Source organism: Streptomyces sp. NPDC087844 (assembly GCF_044742785.1).
Classification (GTDB): domain Bacteria; phylum Actinomycetota; class Actinomycetes; order Streptomycetales; family Streptomycetaceae; genus Streptomyces.
Map to the genome: position 1 here is coordinate 202,801 of NZ_JBIUVD010000015.1, position 26,393 is coordinate 229,193.

20 protein-coding genes are annotated in these 26,393 nt (G+C 73.3%); 8 read left to right on the forward strand and 12 right to left on the reverse strand.

Features of this window, described 5'->3' with window-relative positions:
• Positions 1-16 precede the first annotated feature (16 nt).
• From ACIOKD_RS27300 to ACIOKD_RS27310, 3 genes are all read left to right on the forward strand, one after another.
• Entirely contained in the window at positions 17-2,827 is a 2,811-nt protein-coding gene (locus ACIOKD_RS27300) for an alpha/beta fold hydrolase (RefSeq protein WP_402089177.1), read from the forward strand.
• A complete protein-coding gene (locus tag ACIOKD_RS27305) occupies positions 2,824-3,687 on the forward strand; it encodes an ABC transporter permease (protein ID WP_402089180.1) in 864 nt (287 codons plus the stop codon). Before ACIOKD_RS27300 ends, ACIOKD_RS27305 begins: the two co-directional genes overlap by 4 nt.
• Before the next feature lie 221 nt (positions 3,688-3,908).
• A complete protein-coding gene (locus ACIOKD_RS27310; protein WP_402089183.1) occupies positions 3,909-5,609 on the forward strand; it encodes a VWA domain-containing protein in 1,701 nt (566 codons plus the stop codon).
• A 460-nt stretch (positions 5,610-6,069) separates the two neighbouring features.
• On the opposite strand, the gene ACIOKD_RS27315 is transcribed toward ACIOKD_RS27310, so the two are convergent.
• A complete protein-coding gene (locus ACIOKD_RS27315) occupies positions 6,070-7,830 on the reverse strand; it encodes a hypothetical protein (RefSeq protein ID WP_402089186.1) in 1,761 nt (586 codons plus the stop codon).
• 144 nt (positions 7,831-7,974) lie between these two features.
• Here ACIOKD_RS27315 and ACIOKD_RS27320 point away from each other — a divergent pair, with 144 nt between their 5' ends.
• Entirely contained in the window at positions 7,975-9,966 is a 1,992-nt protein-coding gene (locus tag ACIOKD_RS27320; RefSeq protein WP_402089189.1) for an AMP-dependent synthetase/ligase, read from the forward strand.
• Between the two features lie 59 nt (positions 9,967-10,025).
• On the opposite strand, the gene ACIOKD_RS27325 is transcribed toward ACIOKD_RS27320, so the two are convergent.
• The gene (locus ACIOKD_RS27325) at positions 10,026-10,418 is read right to left on the reverse strand and encodes a rodlin (protein WP_402089192.1); all 393 of its coding nucleotides are present in this window, start codon (positions 10,416-10,418) and stop codon (positions 10,026-10,028) included.
• A gap of 248 nt (positions 10,419-10,666) precedes the next feature.
• On the opposite strand from ACIOKD_RS27325, the gene rdlA reads away from it, so the two are divergent.
• The 3 genes from rdlA (at position 10,667) to ACIOKD_RS27340 (ending at position 12,396) form a co-directional block, all read left to right on the forward strand.
• A complete protein-coding gene (rdlA, locus tag ACIOKD_RS27330; RefSeq protein ID WP_402089195.1) occupies positions 10,667-11,056 on the forward strand; it encodes a rodlin RdlA in 390 nt (129 codons plus the stop codon).
• Between the two features lie 279 nt (positions 11,057-11,335).
• The gene (locus tag ACIOKD_RS27335) at positions 11,336-11,527 is read left to right on the forward strand and encodes a chaplin (protein ID WP_402089307.1); all 192 of its coding nucleotides are present in this window, start codon (positions 11,336-11,338) and stop codon (positions 11,525-11,527) included.
• Between the two features lie 104 nt (positions 11,528-11,631).
• Complete coding sequence (locus ACIOKD_RS27340) at positions 11,632-12,396, forward strand: chaplin (RefSeq protein ID WP_402089198.1); 765 nt, start codon at positions 11,632-11,634, stop codon at positions 12,394-12,396.
• Positions 12,397-12,474: 78 nt separating this feature from the next.
• Here the strand turns inward: ACIOKD_RS27340 and ACIOKD_RS27345 are convergent, their stop codons facing one another.
• Positions 12,475-13,734 (reverse strand): NAD(P)-binding domain-containing protein, encoded by a 1,260-nt coding sequence (locus ACIOKD_RS27345; protein ID WP_402089201.1) that lies wholly within the window; start codon positions 13,732-13,734, stop codon positions 12,475-12,477.
• Positions 13,734-15,068 (reverse strand): ATP-grasp domain-containing protein, encoded by a 1,335-nt coding sequence (locus tag ACIOKD_RS27350; RefSeq protein ID WP_402089204.1) that lies wholly within the window; start codon positions 15,066-15,068, stop codon positions 13,734-13,736. Before ACIOKD_RS27350 ends, ACIOKD_RS27345 begins: the two co-directional genes overlap by 1 nt.
• A 158-nt stretch (positions 15,069-15,226) precedes the next feature.
• Between ACIOKD_RS27350 and ACIOKD_RS27355 the strand changes: the two genes are divergently transcribed.
• Positions 15,227-16,522, forward strand: a complete 1,296-nt coding sequence (locus ACIOKD_RS27355; RefSeq protein ID WP_402089207.1) for a glycoside hydrolase family 26 protein — start codon at positions 15,227-15,229, stop codon at positions 16,520-16,522.
• Between the two features lie 28 nt (positions 16,523-16,550).
• On the opposite strand, the gene ACIOKD_RS27360 is transcribed toward ACIOKD_RS27355, so the two are convergent.
• From ACIOKD_RS27360 to ACIOKD_RS27395, 8 genes are all read right to left on the reverse strand, one after another.
• Positions 16,551-17,669, reverse strand: a complete 1,119-nt coding sequence (locus ACIOKD_RS27360) for a GNAT family N-acetyltransferase (protein WP_402089209.1) — start codon at positions 17,667-17,669, stop codon at positions 16,551-16,553.
• 35 nt (positions 17,670-17,704) lie between these two features.
• Positions 17,705-18,367: a lipopolysaccharide biosynthesis protein gene (locus tag ACIOKD_RS27365; RefSeq protein ID WP_402089212.1), complete on the reverse strand. Its 663-nt coding sequence runs from the start codon at positions 18,365-18,367 to the stop codon at positions 17,705-17,707.
• Positions 18,364-19,500, reverse strand: coding sequence for a glycosyltransferase (locus ACIOKD_RS27370; RefSeq protein WP_402089215.1), 1,137 nt, complete (start codon positions 19,498-19,500; stop codon positions 18,364-18,366). The genes ACIOKD_RS27365 and ACIOKD_RS27370 overlap by 4 nt, the downstream gene beginning before the upstream one ends.
• The gene (locus ACIOKD_RS27375) at positions 19,497-20,234 is read right to left on the reverse strand and encodes a polysaccharide deacetylase family protein (RefSeq protein WP_402089309.1); all 738 of its coding nucleotides are present in this window, start codon (positions 20,232-20,234) and stop codon (positions 19,497-19,499) included. Before ACIOKD_RS27375 ends, ACIOKD_RS27370 begins: the two co-directional genes overlap by 4 nt.
• A gap of 88 nt (positions 20,235-20,322) precedes the next feature.
• Complete coding sequence (gene murJ / locus ACIOKD_RS27380) at positions 20,323-22,203, reverse strand: murein biosynthesis integral membrane protein MurJ (RefSeq protein WP_402089218.1); 1,881 nt, start codon at positions 22,201-22,203, stop codon at positions 20,323-20,325.
• 77 nt (positions 22,204-22,280) lie between these two features.
• Positions 22,281-23,633 carry an O-antigen ligase family protein gene (locus ACIOKD_RS27385; RefSeq protein ID WP_402089221.1) on the reverse strand — a complete coding sequence of 451 codons (1,353 nt, stop codon included), beginning with the start codon at positions 23,631-23,633 and terminating at the stop codon, positions 22,281-22,283.
• A gap of 4 nt (positions 23,634-23,637) precedes the next feature.
• Complete coding sequence (locus ACIOKD_RS27390) at positions 23,638-25,140, reverse strand: exopolysaccharide biosynthesis polyprenyl glycosylphosphotransferase (RefSeq protein ID WP_402089224.1); 1,503 nt, start codon at positions 25,138-25,140, stop codon at positions 23,638-23,640.
• Entirely contained in the window at positions 25,137-26,336 is a 1,200-nt protein-coding gene (locus ACIOKD_RS27395) for a glycosyltransferase family 4 protein (protein WP_402089227.1), read from the reverse strand. The genes ACIOKD_RS27390 and ACIOKD_RS27395 overlap by 4 nt, the downstream gene beginning before the upstream one ends.
• Positions 26,337-26,393 lie beyond the last annotated feature (57 nt).

Consider the following 26,393-nt stretch of genomic DNA (forward strand, 5'->3'; position numbering starts at 1 on the left):
CCCGTACCGTTGAACCATGGATCTTCGAATGCCCGCAGCACCGCGACGGTGGTTGCGAGGGCCGCGCCGGTGGACCGCCGCGGCCCTCGTCGTCGTGCTCGCCGGCGCCGGGACATGGACCGCGGTCGCCTCCGACGGCGCACCCGCGGTGCACCGCGCCGACCGCGTCCTCCCCACGGCGGACGGAGTGAAAATCGACACGTCGTACTTCACCTCCGACTCCGCCGGTTCCGGCGACCGCCGCCCCGCCGTCCTCCTGACCCACGGCTTCGGCGGCGACAAGGAGGACGTACGCAAGCAGGCGGAGAACCTCGCCCGCGACGGATACGCGGTCCTGACCTGGTCGTCGCGCAGCTTCGGCAGATCCACGGGCAAGATCGGCCTGAACGACCCGAAGGGCGAGGTGGCCGACGTCTCCCGCCTGATCGACTGGCTCGCGAAGCGCCCCGAGGTCGAGCTCGACAAGGCCGGCGACCCCCGGGTCGGCGTCGCCGGAGCCTCGTACGGCGGCGCGGTCTCCCTGCTCGCGGCCGGTTACGACCAGCGGGTGGACGCCATCGCCCCGGCGATCACGTACTGGAACCTCGCGGACGCCCTCTTCCCGAACGGCGTCTTCAAGAAGCTCTGGGCCGGGATGTTCATCAACTCCGGCGGCGGCTGCGACACGTTCGAGGCCCGGCTCTGCGAGATGTACGAGCGCGTAGCGGAGTCCGGGAAGCCCGACGCCGCGGCCGTGAAACTCCTGGAGGAGCGCAGCCCCTCCGCGGTCGGCGACCGCATCAAGGTCCCCACGCTCATCATGCAGGGCCAGACCGACTCCCTCTTCCCGCTCGGCCAGGCCGACGAGATCGCCAAGGCCGTCAGGGCCAACGGCGCCCCGGTGGACGTCGACTGGATCGCCGGCGGCCACGACGGCGGCGACATGGAGACGGACCGCGTGCAGGCACGCGTGGCCTCCTGGTTCGACCGCTACCTCAAGGACGACAAGAACGCCGACACGGGACCCGCGTTCCGGGTCACCCGAACCGGCGGCATCGACTCGACCGACGGCGGCGCCCAGTTGCGGGGCGCCGACGGAGCCACCTACCCCGGCCTGACCGGCGGCGACCGGAAGGTGGCGCTGAGCGGACGCGAGCAGGAGTTCTCCAACCCCGCGGGCGCCAGCCCGCCCGGCATCTCGGCCCTGCCCGGTCTCGGCGGCGCCGGCGGCCTCTCCCAGCTGTCCTCGCTCGGCGTCGGGGTGTCGCTCGACTTCCCCGGGCAGTTCGCGCGCTTCGACTCCAGGACCGTCACCCGAGACCTGCGGATCACCGGCTCGCCCAGCGTCACGGTGAACGTGAAGTCGACGACCGGCGAGGCCGTCCTCTTCGCCAAGGTGTACGACGTCGGTCCCGGCGGCCGGCAGCAGGTCCTGCCGTCCCAGCTGGTCACCCCGATCCGTGTCGACACCGGCGAGAACGGCAGGAGCGGTGGGGGTGGCAAGGACGTCCGGCTCACCCTGCCCGCCATCGACCACGAGGTGCAGGAGGGCCACCACCTGCGCCTGGTCCTCGCCTCGACCGACCTCGGCTACGCGTCCCCGACGGCCCCGGCCACGTACACCGTCTCCCTGAAGAGCGACCTCGCCGTGCCGACCGCGCCCGCCGTGACGACCGCGGCGGCCTCGCTGCCCGCCTGGGTGTGGTGGCTGCCGATCGCCGGCGCGCTGACCGCGCTGGCCCTGCTCCTCACGGGCCGCCGCCGGACCACCGCGACCCCGGCCGAACCGGCGCTCGCCGAAGTCCCCCTCCAGATCACGGACCTGAGCAAGCGGTACGCGAAGTCCTCCGACCGCTACGCCGTACGGGACCTGTCGTTCCGCGTGGAGAAGGGCCAGGTACTCGGTCTGCTCGGCCCGAACGGCGCGGGCAAGACCACCACCCTGCGCATGCTCATGGGCCTCATCAAGCCCGACGGCGGTGAGATCCGCGTCTTCGGGCACGCGATCCGGCCGGGCTCACCCGTCCTCTCCCGGGTCGGCGCCTTCGTGGAGGGCGCGGGCTTCCTCCCGCACCTATCCGGCCGCGAGAACCTCGACCTGTACTGGCAGGCCACCGGACGTCCGGCCCAGGACGCCCACCTGGAGGAGGCGCTGGAGATCGCGGGCCTCGGAGACGCGCTGTCCCGCGCGGTCCGCACGTACTCCCAGGGCATGCGGCAGCGCCTGGCCATCGCCCAGGCCATGCTCGGCCTCCCCGACCTGCTGATCCTCGACGAACCGACGAACGGCCTCGACCCGCCCCAGATCCGCGAGATGCGCGAGGTCATGATCCGTTACGCCGCCGCGGGACGCACGGTCATCGTGTCCAGCCACCTCCTCGCCGAGGTCGAGCAGTCCTGTACGCATCTGGTCGTCATGGACCGGGGCCGACTCGTCCAGGCCGGCCCGGTCCACGAGATCATCGGCTCCGGCGACACCCTGCTCGTCGGTCTCGCGACCGACATCGCGGACCCGCTGGTGGAGAAGGTGGCGGCACTCCCGGGCATCGACTCGGCGGTCCGCACGAACGACGGACTGCTGATACGGCTGACCGCGCGGGGCGCGGCGGCTGTGGACTCCGGGACGGCGGGTCCCGGGACGGCGCGTTCGAAGACGGTGGGTCCCGGGACGGCGAGTTCGGGCCCGGCGAGTTCGGACCCGGCGGGTTCCGCAACGGCCGTCGAAGACTCCGCGGCAGCCGCTCGGCTCCTCGTGGAGCTGGTCCGGCTGGAAGTACCGGTGGCCTCCCTGGGCCCCCACCGCCGCCTGGAGGACGCGTTCCTGACCCTGATCGGAGGCTCCGCGTGAGCACACTTGTAGAGCGTGCCGAGGTGGCGGACGGCTACCGGGCCGGGCGGACCCTGCCGTTGCGCGTCGAGCTGATGCGTCAGTTGAAGCGGCGCCGCACGCTGGTCATGGGGGCGATCCTCGCCGCCCTGCCGTTCGTGCTGGCCGTGGCCTTCGCGATCGGCGGCCAGCCGGAGGGCCGCGAGGGCCGGGTCACCCTCATGGACACGGCCACGGCGTCGGGCGCCAACTTCGCCGCGACGAACCTCTTCGTCTCGGCGGGCTTCCTGCTGGTCATCCCGGTCGCGCTGTTCTGCGGTGACACCATCGCCTCGGAGGCCAGCTGGTCCTCCCTGCGCTACCTGCTCGCCGCACCCGTGCCAAGGGCCCGCCTCCTGTGGTCCAAGCTCGTGGTCGCGCTCGGCCTCAGCCTCGCCGCGATGGTGCTGCTGCCGGTCGTCGCGCTGCTGGTGGGCTCGGTCGCGTACGGCTGGGGTCCGCTGGAGATCCCCACCGGCGGCACCCTGTCCGCGGGCACGGCGGCCCAGCGCCTGGTGATCGTGATCGCGTTCATCTTCGCGTCCCAACTGGTCACCGCCGGGCTCGCGTTCTGGCTGTCGACGAAGACCGACGCCCCGCTGGGCGCGGTGGGAGGCGCGGTCGGCCTGACGATCGTCGGGAACGTACTCGACGCGGTCACCGCCCTCGGCGACTGGCGCCACTTCCTGCCCGCGCACTGGCAGTTCGCCTGGGCCGACGCGGTGCAGCCCAACCCCGAGTACGGCGGCATGATCCAGGGCACGGCGGTCTCGGTCACGTACGCGCTGGTGCTGTTCGCGCTGGCCTTCCGCGGGTTCGCCCGCAAGGACGTGGTGTCGTAGAACCCCCGTGAGGCGGCTTCCGCCCGATCCTCGCGGGACCCTTCGGACCCTTCGGACCCTCCGGACACCCTCAGGTCTCCGGAGGGTCACCCACCGGTCTCGACTGCCGCCCACCGTGGCCGCATCGAGATCCATCCGCAACGCCTCGGGCCGCTCCTTCCGCCCGCCTCGGCCGTCACAGTCACAGACGTCGGCTCACAGCGGTCACCGAGGGGACACACATGAGGCGCAGCGAACGGCACAGGACAGAGCGGCCGGACACGTGGGGAGGGCCGCCGGGCTCGCGGCGGCTGCTACGGCTGCTGCGACTGCGACTGCGACTGCGACGGCAGCGTGTGCGCGGCGCGTTCGTCGCCGCGACCGTCTCCCTCGGCCTCCTGCTCACCGCCTGCGGCGGCGGGATCGGCGAGGACTCGAACGACCGCGGCGGCAGCAAGGCCCGGGAGGACAACGGCTTCCCGGCCCCCGCCCCGGGCCAACCGACGGGCCCGCCGGACACGGGCGGGGAAACCGGCCGAGGCGAGGGAGACGAAGGGAAGGGCGAACTCCGGGAGACCGCGCCCTCGGCCGACCTCCTCTCTACGTTCGCCCTGGACGTCGACACCGCGTCGTACGGCTACGCGCGCCGGACTCTGCGGGAGGGCCGGCGGCCCGACCCGTCGACGGTCCGCCCCGAGGAGTTCATCAACAGCTTCCGCCAGAACTACGAGCGCCCCGACGGCAACGGCTTCACGGTCACGATGGACGGCGCCCGCACGGCGGCCCCCGAAGACGGTTTCGGCGAGGAGAACCGGGACTGGCGCCTCCTTCGCGTCGGCCTCGCCACCCGTCCGGCCGAGGACAGCCGCGAACGGCGGCCCGCCGCCCTGACCTTCGTCATCGACGTCTCCGGTTCCATGGCTGAACCGGGCCGGCTCGACCTGGCCAAGGAATCCCTGGACGTGATGACGGACCGGCTGCGCGACGACGACGCGGTCGCGCTCGTCGCCTTCAGCGACGAGGCGAGGACCGTGCTCCCGATGACGCGCCTGGGCGACCACCGGGGCCGCGTCCACGAGGCGATCGACACCCTCGAACCCACCGACTCGACCAACCTCGGCGCGGGCGTCACGGTCGGTTACCGTACGGCCGTCGAGGGGCTGCGGGAGGGTGCCACGAACAGGGTCGTGCTGCTCTCCGACGCCCTTGCCAACACGGGTGAGACCGACGCCGACGCCATCCTCGACCGGATCGCGGACGCCCGCCGCGAGCACGGCATCACGCTCTTCGGGGTCGGCGTGGGCAGCGACTACGGCGACGCCCTGATGGAACGCCTCGCGGACAGGGGCGACGGCCACACCACGTACGTGTCGAGTGCGGAGGAGGCCCGCAAGGTCTTCTGCGACGAGCTGCCGCGCAACATCGACCTCACGGCTAGGGACGCCAAGGCGCAGGTGGCCTTCGACCCTCGTACCGTGGACCAGTTCCGGCTGATCGGCTACGACAACCGGCGGGTCGCCGACGAGGACTTCCGCGACGACCGGGTGGACGGCGGTGAGACGGGTCCGGGCCACACGGTGACGGCGCTGTACGCGGTGCGGGTCAAGCCGGGGGCGCGGGGGCACGTGGCCACGGCGACCGTGCGGTGGCTGGATCCCTCGACCCGTGTCCCGCACGAGGAGACGGGAGGGGTGGAGGCGGACTCCCTCGACCGGCCGCTCTGGGGTCCGGCGACCGCGCGCAGCGGACTCCAGGTGACGGCGGTCGCCGCGTACTTCGCGGACGCGCTGCGCTCGGGCGACGGCCGCTGGAGTGCGCTGCCGGGGGCGCTGCCGCTGCGTGAACTGGGCCGCCACGCGTCCGAACTGGCATCGACCACACAGAGCCCCCCGATCCACCAACTATCAACCACGATCACCCAGGCGACGACCCTGGCCCCCTAGCCCCGAAGGCGCCTGACACAGACGAGCAAGTGCGGGCCTGCGGGGGCTGGCCGCGCCGTTCCCCGCGCCCCTGGGTGGGTGGGTCTGGGGCTGAGGGAAGGGTGCGGGTGGGTGGGGGTTGAGCGCGCAGTTCCCCGCGCCCCTGGGTGGGTGGGCCTGAGGCCGAGCGAAGGGTGCGGGCAGGTGGAGGCCGGCCGCGCAGTTCCCCGCGCCCCCAGACGGCCGACGGCCAGCCACGGCGCCACACCCCCGCCCCTCCAGGGGCGCGGGGAACGGCGCGCTCGGCCTTCACGTACGCGCACTCGATTTCCGACGGGAGGTCATCCCACCTCGGGGGCGCGGGGAACGGCGCGCTCAGGTTTCACGTACGCGCACTCGATTTCCGACGGGAGGTCATCCCACCTCAGGGGCGCGGGGAACAGCGCACCCGCACCCCCACGCACCCACCCCCGACCGGAGGTCACCCGCACAGTTCCCTCTCCGCCCGCCCCGGCTCATTCGGAAAGCGGAACGACGTCCGCTCCCACGCCCCGGCGACGTTCCGCAGGAAACGCCCCGCCGTCAACGGCCCCCGCACAGCCGCGCCCAGCTCGGCCAGAGCCCCGCACCGCAACGCCCGCCGCGCCGCGCCCACCTCGGCGGGGGAGACCCACGCCGGCACCCCCACCCCCCGGTCGGCCGCCAACCAGGCCGCCGGCAGGTGCTTGTCGTGGCCCACCCGCCCCGCCCCCACCCGCTCGGAATGCGCCGCCAGGGGATACGCGAGCCCGATCGGATCCAGCGCGGCCCCGTCCAGCGGAACGACCCAGCCGTTGAACCCCAGGACCACGTAACTCGCCGTCACCCCGCCCGAGGAGCCCCGCACCCGCCCCTCCTTGCCCAGCACCAGCACAGGCGCCCCCGAGCGACGGGCCGCCGCCACCTGACGCGCGTACCGCACATGGTGCGGCGCCCCCGCGAAGGTGTGCCGCACGGGATGCGGATCGGCGTTGTGACGCACGTACACCCCGCGCTCGTCCGCGATCCCCGCCGGCCCGATCTGCCCGCCGTACGGCATCCGCAGCCACCCCGCGCAGACCACCGCCCACAGGCCGACGCCGACTGCCGCCAGCGTGCCCACCCGGGTCACCGGGACGACGAAGACGGGCAGCAGCATCAACAGCAGACCGGGCAGCAGCATGCGCCCGTGCATGAAGTCACCGCCGACCTTCACCACGTACAGCCAGCACAGCAGCCCGGCGACGACGGGCGCGAGGGCCGGAACGAGCCGCACCACCCCCGGCCCGCGCCGACCCCCGTACAGGCCCCCGCGCGTGGGCAGCACGGCCGCCGCCACGAACAGCGCGGGCACCCACAGCAGATAGGGATGCGCGAAGTCCCCCAGATAGATCAGCCCCCGCCCCCACAGGCTCTGCGAGGCCTCCTTCGTCACGGCGGGCAGCGGCACCAGGTGCCCGTAGTACCCGGCCCGGAACACCTCGTACGCGACCGGCAACGCCCCCGCCGCCCCCGCCCCCGCGAACACCCCCCGCCACGACGGCCGTACGAGCAGCCACTGGGCGCCGAGGAACACCACGGTCACCAGCCCCAGATCGGGCCGCACCAGGGGCCCGAGCCCGATGACGAGAGACGTCACGAGCGAGGCGGGCCTCGTCGTCAGCGCCAGCCACGCCCCGGCGATCCAGCACGTGGCGAGCCCCGTCTCCAGCCCCGAGGTCGCGAAGTCCCACACGGGAGGCAGCCCGAGCAGCACCAGCGACCCCAGCGGCACGGCCACCCGCCCGCCGTACGTCCGCAGCGCGCCGATCCCCGCCAGCGCGAACCCGGCCGCGGTCAGCAGCAGCCCCCCGTACACCGCCGCCGTCGCCGGATCGACCCCCACCGCCCCGGCCGCGACGAGCAGCCACTGCCACAGGGTGCCGGTCGACGACTCGACCCGCTCACCCGCGTTGAACACGGGCCCGTTCCCCGCGAGCACCTGCCGCACGGTCCGTACGTAGATGTAGGCGTCGTCGGACATCCACCGCCGCCGGAACCCCGCGTACGCGATCAGGAGCGCGGGCACGCCCCACACCGCCACCCGCGGCACCACCCGCAGCCGGTCCGCCCACGCGGTACCGGGACCGGACCCGGGCGGCGGCGACGGGACAGATGACGAGGGCGGACGGCTCCTGCCGTAGGAGAGGTACGGGAGGCGGGCGGGGGAGTGCGTCGACGTCATGATCCGTTCATCGGCCCACGTCCGGCCGAGCTTGACGGGCCTGTTGAAAATCCCCTACGCGTGAGTAAGTTTACTCTGCAGTAAGTAAGCGTCACCGCAACGAGCAAGCCCCCACCGCACCGCGAGCCGCCACCGGGAGCCTTCATGGGCGTACGCAGGGAACTGAAGCAGGCGAAGAAGCGCACCGATCCGAGGGGCCGTGTCCAGGTCGACCTCACGAAGGACGGGAGCGGGGCGGTCCGTGAGGCGCGGATGCCCGCCCTCGCGCCGAGGACCACCACCGGCAGCATCGCCGATCTGCCCTTCACCAACGCGGCCGAGGCCCCCGACGCCGTGGTCCTGCGCCGCCGCGAACGCGGCACCTGGCAGCCGGTGACCGCCGCCGCCTTCGCCCGCGAAGTCACCGCCGTCGCCAAGGGGTTGATAGCGGCGGGCCTGGAACCGGGCGGTCGTGTCGCGGTCATGTCCCGTACCCGCTACGAGTGGACGCTGCTCGACTTCGCGATCTGGGCCGCGGGCGGTCTGTCCGTCCCCGTGTATCCCACGTCCGCGCCCCAGCAGATCGAGTGGATCGTCCGGGACTCCGCCACCCGTCTCGTCGTCGTCGAGACACCGGAGAACGCGGCGGCGGTCACCACCGGCACGGCCGGCCATCCGGCACCCCCGCACGTCTGGCAGCTCGACGCCGAAGCCGCCGAAGCCGACGGGGCCGACGGGGCCGACGGGGCCGGCATCGGTGGGACCGTTCGCGGCGGAGCCGTCGCCGAACTCATCGCCCGGGGCCGCGAGATACCCGACGAGGAGGTCACCAAGCGCCGCACCGCCCTGACCCCCGACACCGTCGCGACGATCTGCTACACCTCCGGCACCACCGGCCGCCCCAAGGGCTGCGTCCTCACCCACGCCAACCTGTACGCCGAGGCCGCGAACACCGTCGAACTCCTCCACCCCGTCTTCAAGGAGGTCACCGGCCAGCAGGCCTCGACCCTCCTCTTCCTCCCGCTCGCCCACATCCTGGGCCGCACCCTCCAGATCTCCTGCCTGATGGCCAGGATCGAGCTGGGCCACTTCCCGAGCATCAAGCCGGACGAACTACGCCCGGCACTCCGCGAGTTCCGGCCCACCTTCCTGGTCGGCGTGCCCTACCTCTTCGAGAAGATCCACGGCACCGGCCGCGCCACCGCCGAACGCATCGGCCGCGGCGCCTCCTTCGACCGCGCGCACCGCGTCGCCGTCCGCTTCGGTGAGCTGCACCTGGACAGGTTCCTGGGCCGCGGCAAGGGTCCCGGCCCCGGTCTCTACGCCGCCTGGGCCCTCTACGACCTGCTGGTCTACCGCCGTATCCGCAAGGAGATCGGCGGCCGTACCCGCTACGCCATCAGCGGCGGCTCCCCGCTCGACCGCGACCTCAGCCTCTTCTTCTACGCCGCCGGGATACTCGTCTACGAGGGCTACGGTCTGACGGAGACCACCGCCGCCGCGACGATCGTGCCGCCCCTGCGGCCCCGCCCCGGCACGGTGGGCCTCCCCGTACCGGGCACGGCCGTCCGTGTCGCCGACGACGGCGAGGTGCTCATCAAGGGCGGCATCGTCTTCGGCGCCTACTGGAACGACCCGGCCGCCACCGACGCCGTCCTGACCGACGAGTGGTTCGCGACCGGCGACCTCGGCTCGCTCGACGAGGACGGCTACCTCACCATCACCGGCCGGAAGAAGGACATCCTCGTCACCTCGGGCGGCAAGAACGTCTCCCCGGCCGTCCTGGAGGACAGACTGCGCAGCCGGCCCCCGGTCGGCCAGTGCGTGGTCGTCGGCGACAACCGCTCCCACATCGCCGCCCTGATCACCCTGGACCGCGAGGACCTCACCCACTGGCTGTACGTCCGCGGGATGCCGGCCGACACCCCGCTGTCCGAGCTCATCCACGACGCCCGGCTGCGCGCCGACGTCCAGAAGGTCGTGGACCACGCGAACCAGGCCGTCTCCAGGGCCGAGTCGATCCGCGACTTCGCCCTGGTGGAAGGCGAGTTCACCGAGGACAACGGCCTGCTGACCCCGTCCCTGAAGGTGAAGCGCCACGCGGTGACGGAGGCGTACGCGAAGCAGATCGAGGCGTTGTACGCGTCCGGGCGCTGACACACGAGAAGGGCGGTACCACCGAGGAGCCCCCGGGTGGTACCGCCCTTCTGCCGGTCTCAGCCCTCGCCGTTGGCGGAGAGGATCGACACGTCTTCCAGGAGGTGCGCCAGCGCGCCGTCGCGCTTGACCTGGGTGGAGTTCTCGGTGCACTGCTGGTTCATGTCGTCCGACAGGATCGGGACGTCCTGGATCGGGATCAGGTTGACCACCGGAACGTTGATGTCGTTCAGGCCGATGCAGGGCTTGTTGAAGGAGCCCTGGATGAGCGCCATCTGCGGGCTCATGTTGCCGTACGTGGCGGAGTTGCCGTAGTACTGCGCGGCCGCGTTGCCGTTCGCGGTGTTCGGGCCACTGTCGTCACCGATCGCCATCGCCTGCGGCGCCAAGGCGGCGGAAGCACCCACGACGGAAGCAGCGATCGCCGCGGTGGCAAGAACCTTCTTGATCATTGGTTAGTCCTCTCTTAGGAAACCCCGTCCACCGGAGCGCTCTGGTTCAACTGCATGGGCGAGACATAGTTCCTCCGATTCACTCCGTCGGCCCACACCGGAGCGGTTCGTGAGAGGGCCGCCCATCGCCATTCCCATCTGCCGGCGGATTCAATGCGAGCCAACCGGGTGAACGACCGCAACCAATCGCGACGCCGCCGGTTGATGAGGCAGTACGACATGCGTCGCTACTAGGAAAGGAACGCGAAGTGCTTAAGAAGGCAATGTTCGCCGCGGCGGCTGCCGCTTCTGTCATCGGTATGTCGGTGGCGGCCGCCCCCCAGGCGCTGGCCATCGGTGATGACTCCGGGCCGGCCGTGGCCAACGGCAACGGTGCCTCGTCGGCGTTCGGCAACTCGGCGACCAAGGGCGACATGAGCCCCCAGCTCTCGCTGGTCGAGGGTTCGCTCAACAAGCCGTGTGTGGCCCTTGAGGACATCAACGTCGCCGTCGTGAACATCGTTCCGATCCAGGACGTCCCGATCCTGTCGGACGACCTCGCGCAGCAGTGTGCGGACAACTCCACCGAGGCGAAGCGCGACGCGGCCCTGTCGCACATCCTGGAGGACCTGTCCGTCCTGTCGGCGAACGGCGAGTAGCCGAACCTGGCACCGCCCGGGCTGTCCGCTGTACGAGTGTGCGGACGGCCCGGGCTTTTCTCCGCGTAATTCCGCCTGTTCGGTGCGTTCGAGTGAATTACCAAGCGGTTCACCTTACGTAGTTTCTTCGGACCTCCGTTTCTCGTTTACAACCCGAGGTCGTGCTGCGAGCCGTTCAAAACGCGCTCGCTCGGTTTCGGCCGGTACAGGGGCATGACCGCAGAGAAGGGAAAGCACGTGAATCACAAGAAGAGCGCAGCCGTCATCGCCGGAGCCATCATGGCCCTCGGAATGGCGGCCCCCGCCTTCGCCGACTCCGAGGCCGAGGGTGCCGCCGTGGGCTCGCCCGGCGTCCTCTCCGGCAACGTTCTCCAGGTGCCCGTTCACGTTCCTGTCAACGTGTGCGGCAACACGATCAACGTGATCGGCCTGCTGAACCCGGCGTTCGGCAACGAGTGCGAAAACGACTGACGTCGTAACGCACCGACCGAACGGCTGAGTCAGGCCGGCCTTGGACCGCATCCCGGTGCCAAGGCCGGCTTTTCCCACTTCTACCAGCAGAGAAGACAACACAGTTGCGACAGACCCTGAGCAAGGGAATGGTCGCGGCCGCCGCCGCGACGAGCATCTTGTCCCTGTACAACTCCCAGGCGTTCGCGGACTCGGACGTGCACGGGGTGGCGGCGGACTCGCCCGGAGTGCTGTCCGGCAACAACGTGCAGGCACCGGTGGGCGTGCCCGTGAACGCGTGCGGCAACTCCGCGAACGTGGCGGCCGGCCTCAACCCGTCGTTCGGCAACTCCTGCGCCACCCCCACGGGCAAGCACCGCAAGCCGGACGGGCCCCGCCACGGAACCCCGGCCGGATACGGCTCGGACCACGGTGTCGGGTCGGGCACCACCGACGAGGCCCCGGTTCACGTTCCGGCGAACGAGTGCGGCGACACCGCGGACGCGGGCGGCCCGCTGAACCCCGCGTTCGGCGGCAAGTGCGGGCACGACGGACCGAAGGGCTACGGCGACGACGACACCCCGCCGTCCGGGCCCCCGTCCGGTCCTCCGCACACCACGCCTCCGCACACCACCCCGCCGCGGACGACGCCCCCCGAGACGGGTCCGCCGACGGTGCCGCCCAGCACGGGACCCTCGCCGACGGTCCCGCCCACCACGGGTCCGCCGCGAGCGCCGCATCCGTCCCCGCCCTCCGCGGGCACCAGCCCCTGGCCGGAACTGGCGCACACCGGCGTCGACGGGATGCTCGCGGCCTCCGCCGCCGGCACGGGTCTGCTGCTCGGTGGAGCGGTCCTGTACCGACGTAACCGGGCCGCGTCCCGCCGGTGACGACGCGCCGGGTGCCGGACGCCACACGCCCGGCACCCGGCACCCGGCACCCTCATGGGGTGGTCGGCATCCGGACGGTCAGCGTCCCGCCGCCCCCAGCACCCCGCGCCGCTCCCGCGCGCCGGGCACGGGCAGGAGGGCCGGTCCCGTACGGAGCCGGCGCCGCACCCCCCGTACGAGGGTCCGGGCCGTGAACGAGGCGCCGTGCACGAACCGCATGGCCGGGCCGAAGCCGGCCGCCGTGACCAGGCCCGCCATGAAGAGCCCCGGCCAGGACGACTCGAACTCCCGGCCCACGTAGGGGGATCCGTCGGGTGACGCGGTCAGGCCCTCGTGCACGTCCGCCGTCAGGATCCCCAGGCGTTCCCGGGTCGGTCTGAACCCCGTGGCGGCGATGACGTGTCCGGTGTCCAGGGACGTCGGCCCACCGGTCGGGCCGAGCAGGTCGAGGCGTACGCCGCCTCCGGACCTGTGGGCCGCCGCGATCTCGTGGCCCAGCAGCAGGTCGACGGACGGCTCGACCCGGTCGCGGATCCACCAGGCGCCCGCGGGGCCGAGGGCCGTGGTGGCGATCCGGGCGCGGGTGGGCGCGGGAAGGCGGCGGAACGCGCCGGGGCGCTCGGCGTAGAGCCAGTTGCGCCAGCCGGGGCCGAGGCCGCTGTGCGGGGCGCGGGCCGACTGCCACCACGGGCGCTCCCAGGGCGGCGGCACGTCGTTCCAGGAGAGGCCGGGGGCCCGGGCCACGATCCGGACGCGGGTGCCCTGTTCGGCGAGCAGGGCCGCCGTCTCCAGCGCGGCCTGGCCGCCGCCGACCACGGTGACGTCCTTGCCCGCGAAGCGGTCCAGATCGCTGTGGTGACTGCTGTGCGAGACGAGTTCGGGCGCCAAGCCGCGCAGACTGGCAGGGATTTCGGTGAAGGGGAGCACGCCGACCGCCAGCGCGACCGTCCTCGCGCGCACGGTCCCGCCGTCCTCGGTGACCGCCTCGAAACCGCCCGGGCAGGGGTGGATGTGCGCGATCGCGCGCTCGTCCACCTCCGGGACCGAGTGCCGCGCGAACCACAGCCCGTACGAGGCGAACACCTCGACCGGGATGGGCGCCCCGTGCCGGGCCTCCACGCCCTGCTCCGCGCAGTAGGCGGCCAGGCTCAGGCGGCCCTCGGGATCCGAGAGGTTGGAGGCCCACGGCTCGGACTTGAGGAACATGCCGCGGGGCATGTGGTCGCGCCAGGAGGCCATGGGCCGGCCGAACACCCGCAGGCGCAGGCCGGCCGCCGCGGCGTGGGAGGCGATGGACAGGCCGTAGGGACCGGCTCCCACCACCAGCAGGTCGTACATCAGAGACTGCTCGCTTTCTCGTCGTCGGACAGGGGATCCACGGACAGGGGATCCACGGACAGGGGGTCCACGGGCAAGGGATTTGCGTCGGAAGGTGCGGGCGGTCGTACCGGGCGCGCGTCGGCGGCCGGCGCGGCGGTCGGCGTGAAGGCCGTCCGGCGGACGCGGTCCAGCAGCCGCCGGGCCGCTCGCCTGCCCAGATGCCGGGACCACAGCGCCCACAGGGCGGCACCGGGCGCGAGGTCGTCCCGGGCGTGCCAGGCCGGCTCGGTCCCGCGGCGGAACGCGGCCGACAGCGGCGCGTAGTTCTCCACCACGAAGGTCCGGCCCGGGAGGGGGACGGGCGCAGGCAGCGGACGGTGGGTCAGGTCCAGGTGCAGGGCCCGCACCACGTCGAGCCCCGCCCCGTCGGCGAACAGCCGGAACTGCGCGCCGGGCCGCGGATTGAAGTCGAGGAGGTGGTACGCGCCGGTCACACCGTCGCGGCGGAAGTCCAGGTCGAGGATGCCGCGGTAGCCGAGTTGCGAGACCAGCCGTTCGGCCGGCGTCCGCACGGCCGTATTCGGCGTCCAGCGACCGACCGCGGTCAGGCCCGCGCCGCGCGGCCAGGCCAGCTGTTTGCGGCCCGCGCCGCCCCCGCGCACCGCCCCGGACCGGTCCACGTACCCGTGGAAGAACCAGTCCCGGTCGGGACCAGGCGGCAGGAACGCCTGGAGCAGCAGGCGGCTGCCCGCCTCCTCGGCCCGCCGACACAGGGCCCGCGCCTCCTGCGCGGAGGTCAGCACCGTCGTACTGCGCAGGTCCGAACCGGCGGGCAGCAGCCAGGGACGGCTCCACTTCGCCACCACCGGCAGCCCCAGCCGCCAGGCCGCCGAGGCCGCCTGCGCGGGACCGTCCGGGATCAGCGTCACCGGGTGCGGGATACCCGCGGACTCGCACACGGCGGCCAGTTCCGCCTTGTCCGCGACCCGCTCGGCGAGACCCGCGGGAGCGGGGGGCAGCAGAAAGCGGGGGGAGAGCTCGGCCCGCAGCCGGTCCACGGCCACGGCGCTCGCGTCATCCATGGGGATCAGTACGGCGGGCCGGCCCACCCGTGCCGCCACTCGGCGCAATGTCGAAGCGATCTCGGACGGCGGGGCCCCGGGAGCGGGCGGCGGATGCATCCGGTAGACAAAACGGGAAGCGCGCACCGGACTTCCGGTGGAATCCGCGACCAGGTGTACGTCGATGCCGGCCCGGCCGAGGGAGCGTACGGCCCCCAGCGTGCCGTGGTGAAAGGGATTTCGGTCGGTGCGCAGCAGTACGGCGGGCACGCGGATGTCGAAGGACGGCATGGGTTTGTTTCCTTGGGATCGCTTCTGATTCTTCGCTTCTGGTTTCTCACCCGTGCGGGTGATCGGGCATTTCCCCGGCGCCCGGCCTCGGTTGGCGCAATGCGCATTCATATGACTGAGTGTCAGTGGACGGTGGAAATGAAGCGCGAGGAGTGGACATGGCCCCACTGCAACGGACCCGAACCAGACGGCCGGCATGCGTCGCCGCCGTACTCACCGCCGGACTCTTCGCCTCGGCCGCCCTCGCGTCCGGGACGGGGTACGCGACGGCGACGAGGGCGGGCGAGCCGCCCGCCCCGCCGCCGACCGCGCCCACCGGTGTCGCGGCGCCGGCCGCCGCGCCCGCCCTCCCCGGGCAGGCGAGCCCGCAGCCCGCGCCGCCGCGGGGCCCCGAGAACCCGGCCTTCGGCGCCTACCTGGACTACGGGCCCCGCGGAGTGGCCCGGATCGCCGAACTCAGCCGCTGGCTGGGCGGGGCCGACCTGCGCGTGGCGCACACGTATCTGCCGGGCGACCGCTGGAGCAACATCGAGGGCCTGCCCGGCTTCCTCGACGCCTGGGCCCACTGGCGGCGGGAGGAGGCCGACCGCCTCTTCGTCCTCAACGTGCCCATGCTGGAGCGCAACGAGGAGGGCGTCTCCGACCGGGAGGTCCGCGGTCTGCTGCGGCGCGGCGCGGACGGCGAGTTCGACCACCACTTCCGCAAGCTGGCCGAGCGGCTCGTCGAGCTGGAGGTGCCCGACACCGTCATCGTGCTCGGCTGGGAGATGAACGGCATCACGTACACCCATCGCTGCGGGCCGGACCCGGAGGCCTGGAAGAGGTACTGGGACAGGATCGTCACCGCCATGCGAGCGGTGCCGGGGCAGAAATTCCGCTTCGACTTCACTCCGAACCGCGGCCGGGACGCCATTCCCTGGACCCAGTGCTATCCGGGCGACGAGACGGTCGACATCATCGGCATGGATTCGTACGACCAGCCGCGCGGACAGTCATTCGACGAGGCGGTCTCCGAGCCCTACGGGCTCCAGGCGCACGTCGACTTCGCGAAAGCGCACGGAAAGCCGATTTCCTATCCTGAATGGGGGCTCTTCCGAAACGGCGACAACGCGACCTACATGAAGCGCATGCTCGCCTGGCTGGACGAGCACAAGCCGCTGTACAACACGCTCACCGACTACTGCCCGCACGGTGTGTGGCAGTGCGACGACAACCCCGAGGCCTCCGAGATCTACCGGTCCGTGCTCTTCGGCCGCACCGACCCGGCACCGAAGCCCACCGACCCGGCGCCCAGGCCGACCGATCCGCCCAGGCCGACCCATCCGCCCAAGCCCACCGACCCGACGCCCGAGCGGCCGTCGAACTGCTCGCCGGTGGCCCTGGGCGACTGGGTGGAGTACTGGCTGGGCGGGAAGCTCTGCCTGCGCTTCGACTGGTGGTCGCGCAACCGCTGACCCGAGGGCAGAGGAGGCGGCGGGCCGGTCACGGCCTGCCGCCACCGCGTTCCCTCCAGCCGAGGAACCGGTCGAGCAGCTTCTTGCCCCGGCTGCGGGCGGCCACGTCACAGACGGCGGCGGACATCAGCGGTGCCGTCCGCCGCCGGGCCAGCAGGAAACGCTGGTTGACGACGGGCTGCGGGCGCCAGTGGTGCTTGTAGGGCTCGTTGCCGCGCAGCAGACTCAGCACCCGGCGCCCGCCCGCTCCGGTGTGCTGGGCGCAGGCGTGCAGCAGCATCGTCGCCACGTCCGCCTTGCGCTCCCGCAGCTGCGGATGCGCGCCGTACAGATAGCCGCCCGCCAACCGCTCCGACAGGAGCGTCAGGTCGACCGCCACCACGGTGCCGTCCACCCGGAACTCGGTCACCACCGCGTCCCCGGCACGGACCATCGGCCCCACCGAACGGATCAGATGTTCGGCGAAGCGATCCTGCAGATGCTCGGTGGTCACCTTCCGGCCCTGCCACTGCAGCCGGTGCAGCTCCAGAAGCCTGCGCAGTGCCGTGTCGACCTCGTCGGGGCGTACGGCCCGCCGTTCGACGCCCAGCGTGGACAGCTTGCGCAGCTTGGCGCGGACCCGCTGCTGGGCCTTGGCCGTCGCCAGCCGTCCGATCAGGTCGTCCATCGGCACGGCGGGCAGCTCCAGGCACAGCGAGTCCGGCACGCGCCGCCGGGGCCCGCGCCAGCTCGCGTACACCCGCTCCACCGCACCCCCGGGCCGCACCTCACGGAAGTCGATCAACGCGGTGCGCGCGGCGGCGGCCAGCCCGTCGGCCAGGGCGGCGGCGGCGCGGTCGGCGCGCTCGCCGTCCTCGATCAGCACGTCCCCGAAGTCGGAGATCGACCCGCCCAGCGGCACCAGGGCCGGCCACGGCTGCCGTACGAGCATCAGCGGCGCGGCGGCCACCAGGTCGGCGCCGTCGCGGACGAGCACGAGACGGAGCCTGCCGGGCGTGCCGTACGAGAGCCACCACGAGTGCAGCCACGCGTGGCTCTGGAACGGGGTCGCCGTGCCGCAGTGCCGGTACAGCCGCCCCCACTCCTCGGCCAGCCGGCCGAACTCCCGCTCGTCGGTGCAGAGTTCTGTACGCAGGTCGGTACGCACGCCGGTACGTGGGTCCGTACGCGGGGCGGCGGCTGTCACAGTTGCCCGCGGAAGACGGCGGCGGTGGCGGGGCCCGGCACCGAGGCCGTGGGCGCGGGCGCGGGCTCCGGGGTCCGGCGCGGCCGGACCAGCAGCGAGAGCCCGCCGAGCAGGCCGCCCGCGCCGGCGCCGACGAGCCCGGTCACCGCCGCGGACGCCGACGAGGCCCCGGTGGGCTCGATCGCCCGGGAGAACCGCAGCAGTTTCACATGCGTGCTGTCCTTGGTGGCGTTCGCGTGCCGGGTCAGCGAGCGCGACACGGCGTTGGCGATGTCCGCGGCCAGGTCGGGCCGGGTGGAGGTGGCGGTCACCGCGACCATCGGCGCGTCCGGCGAGGTGGCCGTCCGCACGCTCTCGCGCAGGGTCGACACCGGTACGCCCGCCCACACCTGGGCGTCTCCGAGCACCGCGAGCTGGGTGGCGACCCGCCCGTAGGCCTGCGCGAAGCCGAGCGCCGCCGCCGGGTCCGACTGCTCGGTGGGGACGGCGATGACGTAACTCGTGGCGGTGTACTGCGGAGTCCTCAGGACGCCGTACGTGCCGCCGAGCACTCCGCCGAGGAGGGCGCCCGCGGCGAGCAGGGACCACGGCGGCAGCGCCCTGGCGCGCGCGAGTGCCGTGTCCGGCCGCCAGGTGATACGGAGGGGGTTGTCGGTCATGTGGAACTCACTCCCAGAGTTGCGGCCGCGTAGATGTCCATGAGCCGGTCGGCGCTGCGGGCGATGCTGTAGTGGTGGGCGGCGTCCGGCGCGGAGCGCGGCCCGGGGCCCTGCGCACGGGCCTGCCGCACGGCCCGTACGAAGGAGTCCGCGCCGCCCTGCACCCGCCGGGCGAACGGCGCCGCGTCCCGGGGGAGGTCGTCGACGGCCGGACAGGAGACGTAGAGCACGGGCAGACCGGCCGCCAGGGCCTCCACGACGGCGAGCCCGAAGGCCTCCTCCGCGGACGGCGAGGCGAGCAGGTCCATGGCTCCGGTCAGGGACGGCAGATCGAGGCCGTCCGCGGCGCCGTGCGGCGCGGGCCCGTTCGGGCGCTCGCCTGTGAAGAGCACCCGGTCGGCGACCCCCACGTGCTGTGCCGCCCGCCGCAGCACGTTCTCCTGCGGGCCTGAGCCGACCAGCAGCAGCCAGACGTCGTCCGGGAGTTCGGCCAGCGCCCGGACGAGCACCTCGAACCGCTTGCCGGCCGTCAGCCGCCCGACACCTCCGACGACGTACGCTCCCGGCGGCAGCCCCAGCCGCCGCCGGGTGTTCTCGCGCCGGGCCGCGTCGAAGCGGAAGCGGTCCACGTCGATGCCGTTCGGCACGACCTCGATGCGCGGGCCCGGCACTCCCCAGCGGCGCAGCCGTTCGGCGACCGTGGGGGAGACCGCGACCGTCGAGCGGCCGAGGCGCTCGCTGGCCAGATAGAGCGCCCGGACGCCGGGGGTGAGGCGGCGGCCCTCCATCTGCGAGTCGCCGAGCGAGTGCTCGGTGGCCACGACGGCCCGCACCCCGGCGAGCCGTGCGGCGGCCCTGCCGTACACGCAGGCCCGGTAGAGGTGGGTGTGGACGAGGTCGTAACGGCCGCGGCGGATCAGCTGGGCCAGGCGCGGGAGCGCCGCGAGGTCGCGGTTGCCCTGTATGCCGAGGTGGGTGACGCGCACACCGTCCGCGGCGAGGCCCTCGGCGACCGCGCCCGGGTTGGTGAGGGTCACCACGTCACAGTCGACGGGCAGGTTCCGCACCAGCAGCCGCAGTTGCTGCTCGGCCCCCCCGACACCGAGCCCGGTGATGACGTGCAGGGCCTTCACCGGGTCTCCGCCTCCGTCTCGGTGTCGGCGCCGGAGTCGAGGTCGGTCAGGGGCACCGGGCGTCGGCGCAGCCGGGCCAGGCGGTACTTCAGCCGCAGCCGCCAGGAGGTGTCGTTCTCCCCGATGTGGACCCGGGGCAGGGCGAAGACGCCGGTGAGCGGGCCGGGGTCGATCGCGCACGCGTAGCCGTAACCGGCGGCCCGGGCGGCGTCGGCGACCCGCCGGTCGACCGTCCCGTACGGGTAGCACAGGCCCTGGACCTCACGGCCCGTCAGCTCGGAGAGCAGGGCCCGGCTGCCGCCGATCTCGGCGCCGAGCAACGCGTCGTCGGCCAGGGTGAGGTCGACATGGGTGAGGCCGTGCGAGGCGATCTCCAGGCCCTCGGTGTCCGCGAGCCGGCGGATGCCGTCGGCGGTGAGGAGGGGTTTGCGGGGGCCGAGCGGGTCCCACTCGTTCGTACCGCCGAGCCGGCCCGGCAGGACGAACACGGTGGCGCCGAAACCCCAGCGCCCGAGTACGGGGAGGGCGTTGTCGGCGAAGTCGGCGTAGCCGTCGTCGAAGGTGAGGCCGACCAGGCCCCGGCCCTCGCCCCGGGCGCGGGCCGCGAGCAGGTCCGCCACGCCCACCCCGCGCAAGCCCCGGCGGTGCAGCCAGCCCAGCTGCCGGTCGAGGCGGTCGGGGGAGACCGTGACGCGGTACGGGTCGTCGGAGCAGTCGCCCACCGAGTGGTACATCGCCACCCACAGGGGCGCCGCGGCCGGGCGGGTGCGGGTGCGGCTCTCGGTACGGGTGGCGTCGGCCGGGCCGATCGGGTCGGCCGGGTCAGCGGAAACGGGCATGCGGCAGCCTTCGGGTGACGGAGCGGAGGGCGGTTCGGAAGGCGGGTGCGACGGCCTGGACGCCGAGCAACCGGAGCAGCAGTACGTAGACGAGGGTGACGGTCAGACCACCGGTGAGCAGGGCGAGTGCGGGCGGGTCGAAACGGCTCGCGCACAGGGCGCCCGCCACGGCAGCGCACCCGGCCGCGCGGAGCGGCTTGGTGAGCTCGTGGACGACCCGGCGGGTATGGATCGGCACGCTGCGCCGCTCGTTCATGCCGGACAGCAGCAGCGCCGCGGTGAGGGTGATCCCGATCGCGTTGGCGGCGGCGATCCCGGACACCCCCCAGGCACCGACGGTCGCGGCGCCGATCCACGAGGTGGCCACGATGCCCGCGGTCATCGCCGCGAGGGGGTACCAGGTGGGACGGCCGGCCGAGAAGTACGTCCGTACGAGCGCGCCCACGAGGGTGTGGCCGAGCAGCCCCACCGAGTAGACCCGCATGACGGTCGCCGTCGCCGCCGTGTCCCGAGCGGTGAACGCGCCCCGCTGGAAGAGGAGTTCGATGATCTGCGGCGCACACGCGAAGACCGCCGCGGCGCCCAGCAGGACTATGCACGCGGCGACCGCGACATCGCGCTCGACCCGGTTGCGGGCCCGCTCGGTGTCGCCCTCGGCGAGCGCCTGCGCCAGCACCGGGAAGGTGACCGTGCACAGCATCAGCGAGAGGGTCATCGGGATCTGGGCCACCTTCTGCGCGTAGTTCAGGTGCGAGATGGCTCCGGAGGGGAGGTTGGAGGCGAGGTAGCGCTCGATGAGGACCTGCGACTGCCGGCAGAGGGCGAAGAGCAGGACCGGGGTGACGAGGGCGAGATTCACCGAGTGCGTCACCGACCGCTGCTCGGACTGCTCGGACTGACCGGGCTGCACGGACTGACCGGACTGCTCGGGCACGGGGCCCGCGGTGCCGGCGCCGGGTGCCTCCGGGGTGTGCGCGAGGGCGGCTTCCGGAGCCGAGGCCGGGGTCCCGGACCGGTGGCGGCCGAAGAGCTGCCGTACGAGGGCGGGAATCTGCGCCGCCACCATCAGGCAGCCGCCCAGCGCCACGCCGATGGCCGCGGACCGCACGCCCCAGTGGCCGCCGAGGACGAACATCGCCGTGATGATGCCGGTGTTGTAGGCGACGTAGATGGCGGCCGGAGCCAGGAAGCGACGGTGCGCGCGCAGCGCCGCGCTGCAGTAGCCGGCGAGCCCGAAGCTCAGGACGCAGGTCGCCGTCAGCCGCGTGCAGTCGACCGCGAGCCCGGGGTCGGGCAGTCCCGGCGCGAGTCCCGCGACCAGGTAGGGCGCCCCGGCGATCAGCAGCGCGGAGACCCCCACGAGGACCAGCGCGATGCGGGGCAGTGTGGAGGCGACGAGTGCGCGGACGGGGTCCCCGCCGCTGCCCCTGGTTCCGCGTGCCCGCCGTGCCACGGCCAGGCTGAACGCCGGGACCAGCACGAAGGCCATCCCGTCCTCGATCAGCAGCGTCGCCGCGACCTCCGGCACGGTCCACGCGACCAGGAAGGCGTCCGTCTCGGTCCCGGCCCCGAAGAGGTGCGCGAGCGCCTGGTCCCGGCCGAGACCGAACAGGGCGCCCGCGATGGAGAGGGCGGCGGTGACGAGCGTGGCCTTGGCGAGGAAGCCACGGGTGGGCGGGGTGACTTCGGCGGGCGCGGCCTCGGTGGGCGCGCTGCGGGTCGAGGCGGCCCCGCCGGGTGCGGCGGCGTCGGAGGTCGCCACGCGGGCGCCGGGCAACTGGACCTCGTCCTCGCTCCCGCCCCCGGCCGGGGCATCGCCGGGCTTCTCGGCTCCGGTCGCGGCTCCGGTCCCGGCTCCGGTCACGGCTTTGGCTCCGGTACGGCGGTGGCGACCCCTTCGCGCCGTCGTCCCCTCGTCCCCGGCCCGGGAAGGCGTCACCGTCATCGCTCCCCAGCCTTCTCGTGGGCATCCCCGCGGGGGCCTTCGTCGGCGCCCTCGTCCGCCAGCGCCCACCACGCGGCGAAGCCGAGGACCAGCGCGGACAGCACGGTCGAGGGGCCGCCGATGTCGGCGTACACGAAGTCGACCAGCTGCCAGACCAGCAGCCCGCAGGCGACGAGCGCGCAGTCCGTGCCGCTCGCGGAACGCCGTGCGCGAAAGAGCTTCCGGAGCCCGAGAACCAGCAGCGCCAGCCAGCTTCCGGCCAGCGCGAGCAGCCCCAGCAGACCCTGCTCGCTGAGGATCAGCAGATACATGTTGTGCGGTGACAGCAGCGGCTGGCGGTGGAAACCGGCGCCCGCCCCGTCCGTGTCACTGCCCGAGGACAGCGCGAGCGAGGCGTGCCCGTCGCGATGGTCGGGGAATCCCTTCAGCCCCACCCCGGTCAGCGGCCGGCCGCTCCACATGTCGACGGCGGCCGTCCACATCGTGTACCGGTCGGTCACCGACTGGTCCGGCGCGTCCGCGACCTGCGTGATGCTGCTGATCCGCTCCTGAAGCATCGCGGAGCCCACCCCGAGCCCGCCCACCAGGACCACCGCGGCCGCCACCACCGCCGCGAACACCTGTACGGCCCGCCGCAGTCCGGCGAGTACGAGCTGCGCCCCGCACGTCACGGCCGTCGCGATCCACGCGCCCCGGCTGAACGACAGCGCGAGCGGCAGCAGCAGCGCCAGCGCGCACACCGCCGCCGCGGTCCGCTGCCGCGCGGGCCCGGACCCGAGCGCCAGACCGAGCGCGCACACCAGCCCGAACGCCACCACGGCCGCCATGCCCATGATGTCCGTCGCCCCGAACGTGCCCACGGCCCGGATCATCTCGCCCTGGTACGAGGCCCCGGTCCCGGTCACGAACTGCTGGACCCCGAGCGCCCCCTGCCACAGCGCGAGCCCGACGAGGGACCAGGCGACCAGGCGCGCGTCACGGCGGTCGCGTACCAGCAGCATCACGGCCGTCGGCACCAGCACGAAGATCTGCAGATAGCGCACCAGCCCCTCGGCCCCCACCCCGGCCGAGGACGCGCCGGCCGTCGCCACAGCGATCCCGACGACGGGCAGCCCGAGCACGACGGCCGCGGTACGGGACAGGGGGCGCCGACGGCCGCGTACGAGACGCAGCGCGCAGCACACCACGACCAGTCCGGACACGGCGTCGGCGAGGGTGCCGCCGCCGTCCCCGGAGACCGGCAGCGCGAGCATCGCGATCAGCGCGGTCACCGGCAGCACGGGAAGGAAGCGGCGGGGCGCCGCGGCCACGACGGCGACCAGCGGCGGGGCGGGCAGGACCTGGGTCACCGGTTCAGCTCCCCGTCGGACGCACGAGCGAGACCGCGGTGCGCGCCAGGATGCAGACGTCCTGCCAGAGCGACCAGTCGTCGATGTAGGCGTTGTCGAACCGGCAGCGGTCCTCGATCGAGGTGTCGCCGCGCAGTCCGTGGATCTGCGCGAGCCCGGTGATCCCGGTGCGCATCCGGTGGCGGGCCGCGTAACCGGGGTACGTCTGGCTGAACTGGCCGACGAAGAAGGGCCGTTCGGGGCGCGGTCCGACCAGGCTCATGTCGCCCCAGAAGACGTTCCACAACTGGAGCAGCTCGTCGAGCGACGTCCGCCGCAGGAAGCGGCAGAACCAGACCATCTCGTGCTCGTTCGCCACGCTCCAGCGGGTCGCCGCCTCGTGCGCGTCGACCGGCCGGTGCGTACGGAACTTAAGGAGGGTGAACGGCCGCCCGTCCTTGCCGATCCGCTCCTGCCGGAACACCACACCGGGACCGCCGACGGCCCGCAGCACGACCGCGCACACCAGCAGCACCGGGCTGACCAGCAGGAGCAGGGCCCCGGAGACCAGCACGTCGAGCAGTCGCTTCCCGGCGCTCCCGTACCGGCGGCCCAGGGGCAGCCGACGGCAGGCGAACCCGGCGAGCCGCTCGGCCCGCCCGTACGCCGGCGCGTCCGGACGCACCTCCCACACGGCGCAGCCCGACTCGCCCAACGCCCGCAGCAGCGAATCCTGTTCGGGCCACCCGGACCCGCCCACGGCGAGCACGTCCTGTACGCCGTTCTGGATGAGGGCCCGCTGGACCTCCTCGCCGGTGATCAGTACCGGCAGCCCCTCGCCGTCGCTCGCCTCGTCGGCGACGACGCCCACCGGCCGTACCCCGCAGCCCGGATGCCGCAGGAAGGCGGCGGCCACGCGCTGCGCGTCGACGGTGCGGCCGACCACCAGGGCCGCACGCGGGCGCCGCAGCAGCGCCCGGCGCCGGTGCCCGTGCACGACGCCCCGGCCCGCGCAGCTCACCAGCGACTGCACCGCGCAGCCGAGGACCAGGACGCGGGCGGACAGCGCGTACTCCGGGGAGTACGCCGCCAGCAGGGCCGCGAGCGCGCACCAGCTCACCGCGATCCGGGCGCAGACTGCGGGCAGTTCGTCCAGTGGAGCCGGCACGGCGGGTGTGGACGCCGTCCGGTACAGCGACGCGTGCGCGTTGAGCCGGAGCACCGCGAGCACCAGCAGGGCGAGCGGAAGCGGATGCGGCCAGGGCAGTGCCAGGGCGCCGCCGGCCAGCGCCGCGCCGATGTCCACGGCGGGCAGGGGCAGCGGTGAGGGCCGCCGGGCGAAGGGCCGTCTGCCGCTCGGGAATCTGAAGCCGCCGATGGCCCCGCGCGGCGGGATGACCGAGACGGGCGAGCCGGACGGGACGGATGAGTGGGGCGTGACGGACGAGATGGGTGAGACGGACGTGAATCCGTGGTCCGCCGCCCGCGGCCGGCCGCCGGGGGAGGGAACGGTACTTTCCGCAGTCACGTGTGGATGGACTCCCTGTACTCGGTGTGGTCCACGCCCGTGTCCCGCCCGGTCGGCCAGGTGCCGATCAGATCGCGGTACACGTCGGCGACGGCCGCGGCCGTGCGCCGCACGTCGTGCGTGGTCGTTACGTACCGGCGTCCCTGATGACCGAGCGACTCGCGCAGCAGCGGGTCGAGAAGCAGCTCGGCGACGGTCCCGGCCAGCGCGTCCGGCCGCTCGGACGGCACCAGGCAGCGTGCCCCCTGGCTTGGCGGCAGGCTCTCGCGCGCCCCGTCCACATCGGTGATCACGACGGGCCGCCCGCAGGCCATGGCCTCCAGCGGCGCCAGCGCCATGCCCTCCCAGCGGGACGGCAGGACGACCAGATCGGCGGCCTGGTACCAGGGCGTGGCGTCGGCGACGGCCCCGGCGAACAGCACGGACGGGGGAGCCCCGGCCCGCAGCGCCCGCGCGTCCGGCCCGTCGCCGACCAGCACGAGCCGCGCGGCGGGCACCCGCCGGGTCACCTCGCGCCACGCCTCCAGAAGGACGTCCTGCCCCTTCTGCCGGCACAGCCGCCCGACGCACACCACGAGGGGCGCCGCCGCGTCGACCCCTTCGAGCAGCTCGATCCCGGCCCGTACGGTCTTCGCGGGCGCCGGGTGGAAGCTCTCCGTGTCGATGCCGTTGGGGATGACGCTCCACCGGCCCTTGATCCCCGACCGCTGCCCGGTGCGCCGCTCGGCCTCGCTGACGCACACCATCCGCGAAGCCCAACGGGCGCCCAGCCGTTCCCAGTCGCGGGCGAGGAGGCCGGTGGCCCCGCCGACGGCCTCGAACGACCAGGCGTGCGGCTGGAACACGGTCGGCACCCGCCCGCGCACGGCGAGCCGTGCCGCGAGCCCGGCCTTGGCGCTGTGCGCGTGCACGACGTCCGGCCGCACCTCCCGTACGAGCCGACGCAGACTCCGTACCTCCTGGGCGAGCCGCGGCCCCGGCGAGCGGGTCGCGTGCCAGTGCCGTACGTCCGCGCCCAGGAGTTCGGCCGCCGTCGCGAGGCCGCCGTCCGGCGGACAGGCGACGGTGACGTCGGCGCCGGCGGTCAGCTGGGCCCGCACCAGGTCGGTGACCACACGGCCCACCCCGCCGTCGACGGGCTGGGAGACGTGCAGGACCCGTGGCCTCGGTCCTGGGCCGGTCGGTGACAGTCGCATGCGGGCTTTCCTCGCGGAGTCGGGGACAAGGGCGGGAGGCGGATCGGGAGAGGGAAC

Coding starts and splice junctions, on each gene's coding strand:
- ACIOKD_RS27300 (WP_402089177.1), top strand. CDS start 17: ATGGATCTTCGAATGCCCGCAGCACCGCGACGGTGGTTGCGAGGGCCG.
- ACIOKD_RS27325 (WP_402089192.1), bottom strand. CDS start 10,418: ATGATCAAGAAGGTTCTTGCCACCGCGGCGATCGCTGCTTCCGTCGTG.
- ACIOKD_RS27335 (WP_402089307.1), top strand. CDS start 11,336: ATGGCCCTCGGAATGGCGGCCCCCGCCTTCGCCGACTCCGAGGCCGAG.
- ACIOKD_RS27310 (WP_402089183.1), top strand. CDS start 3,909: ATGAGGCGCAGCGAACGGCACAGGACAGAGCGGCCGGACACGTGGGGA.
- ACIOKD_RS27350 (WP_402089204.1), bottom strand. CDS start 15,068: ATGCCGTCCTTCGACATCCGCGTGCCCGCCGTACTGCTGCGCACCGAC.
- ACIOKD_RS27320 (WP_402089189.1), top strand. CDS start 7,975: ATGGGCGTACGCAGGGAACTGAAGCAGGCGAAGAAGCGCACCGATCCG.
- ACIOKD_RS27355 (WP_402089207.1), top strand. CDS start 15,227: ATGGCCCCACTGCAACGGACCCGAACCAGACGGCCGGCATGCGTCGCC.
- ACIOKD_RS27365 (WP_402089212.1), bottom strand. CDS start 18,367: ATGACCGACAACCCCCTCCGTATCACCTGGCGGCCGGACACGGCACTC.
- ACIOKD_RS27375 (WP_402089309.1), bottom strand. CDS start 20,234: ATGTACCACTCGGTGGGCGACTGCTCCGACGACCCGTACCGCGTCACG.
- ACIOKD_RS27315 (WP_402089186.1), bottom strand. CDS start 7,830: ATGACGTCGACGCACTCCCCCGCCCGCCTCCCGTACCTCTCCTACGGC.
- ACIOKD_RS27345 (WP_402089201.1), bottom strand. CDS start 13,734: ATGTACGACCTGCTGGTGGTGGGAGCCGGTCCCTACGGCCTGTCCATC.
- ACIOKD_RS27395 (WP_402089227.1), bottom strand. CDS start 26,336: ATGCGACTGTCACCGACCGGCCCAGGACCGAGGCCACGGGTCCTGCAC.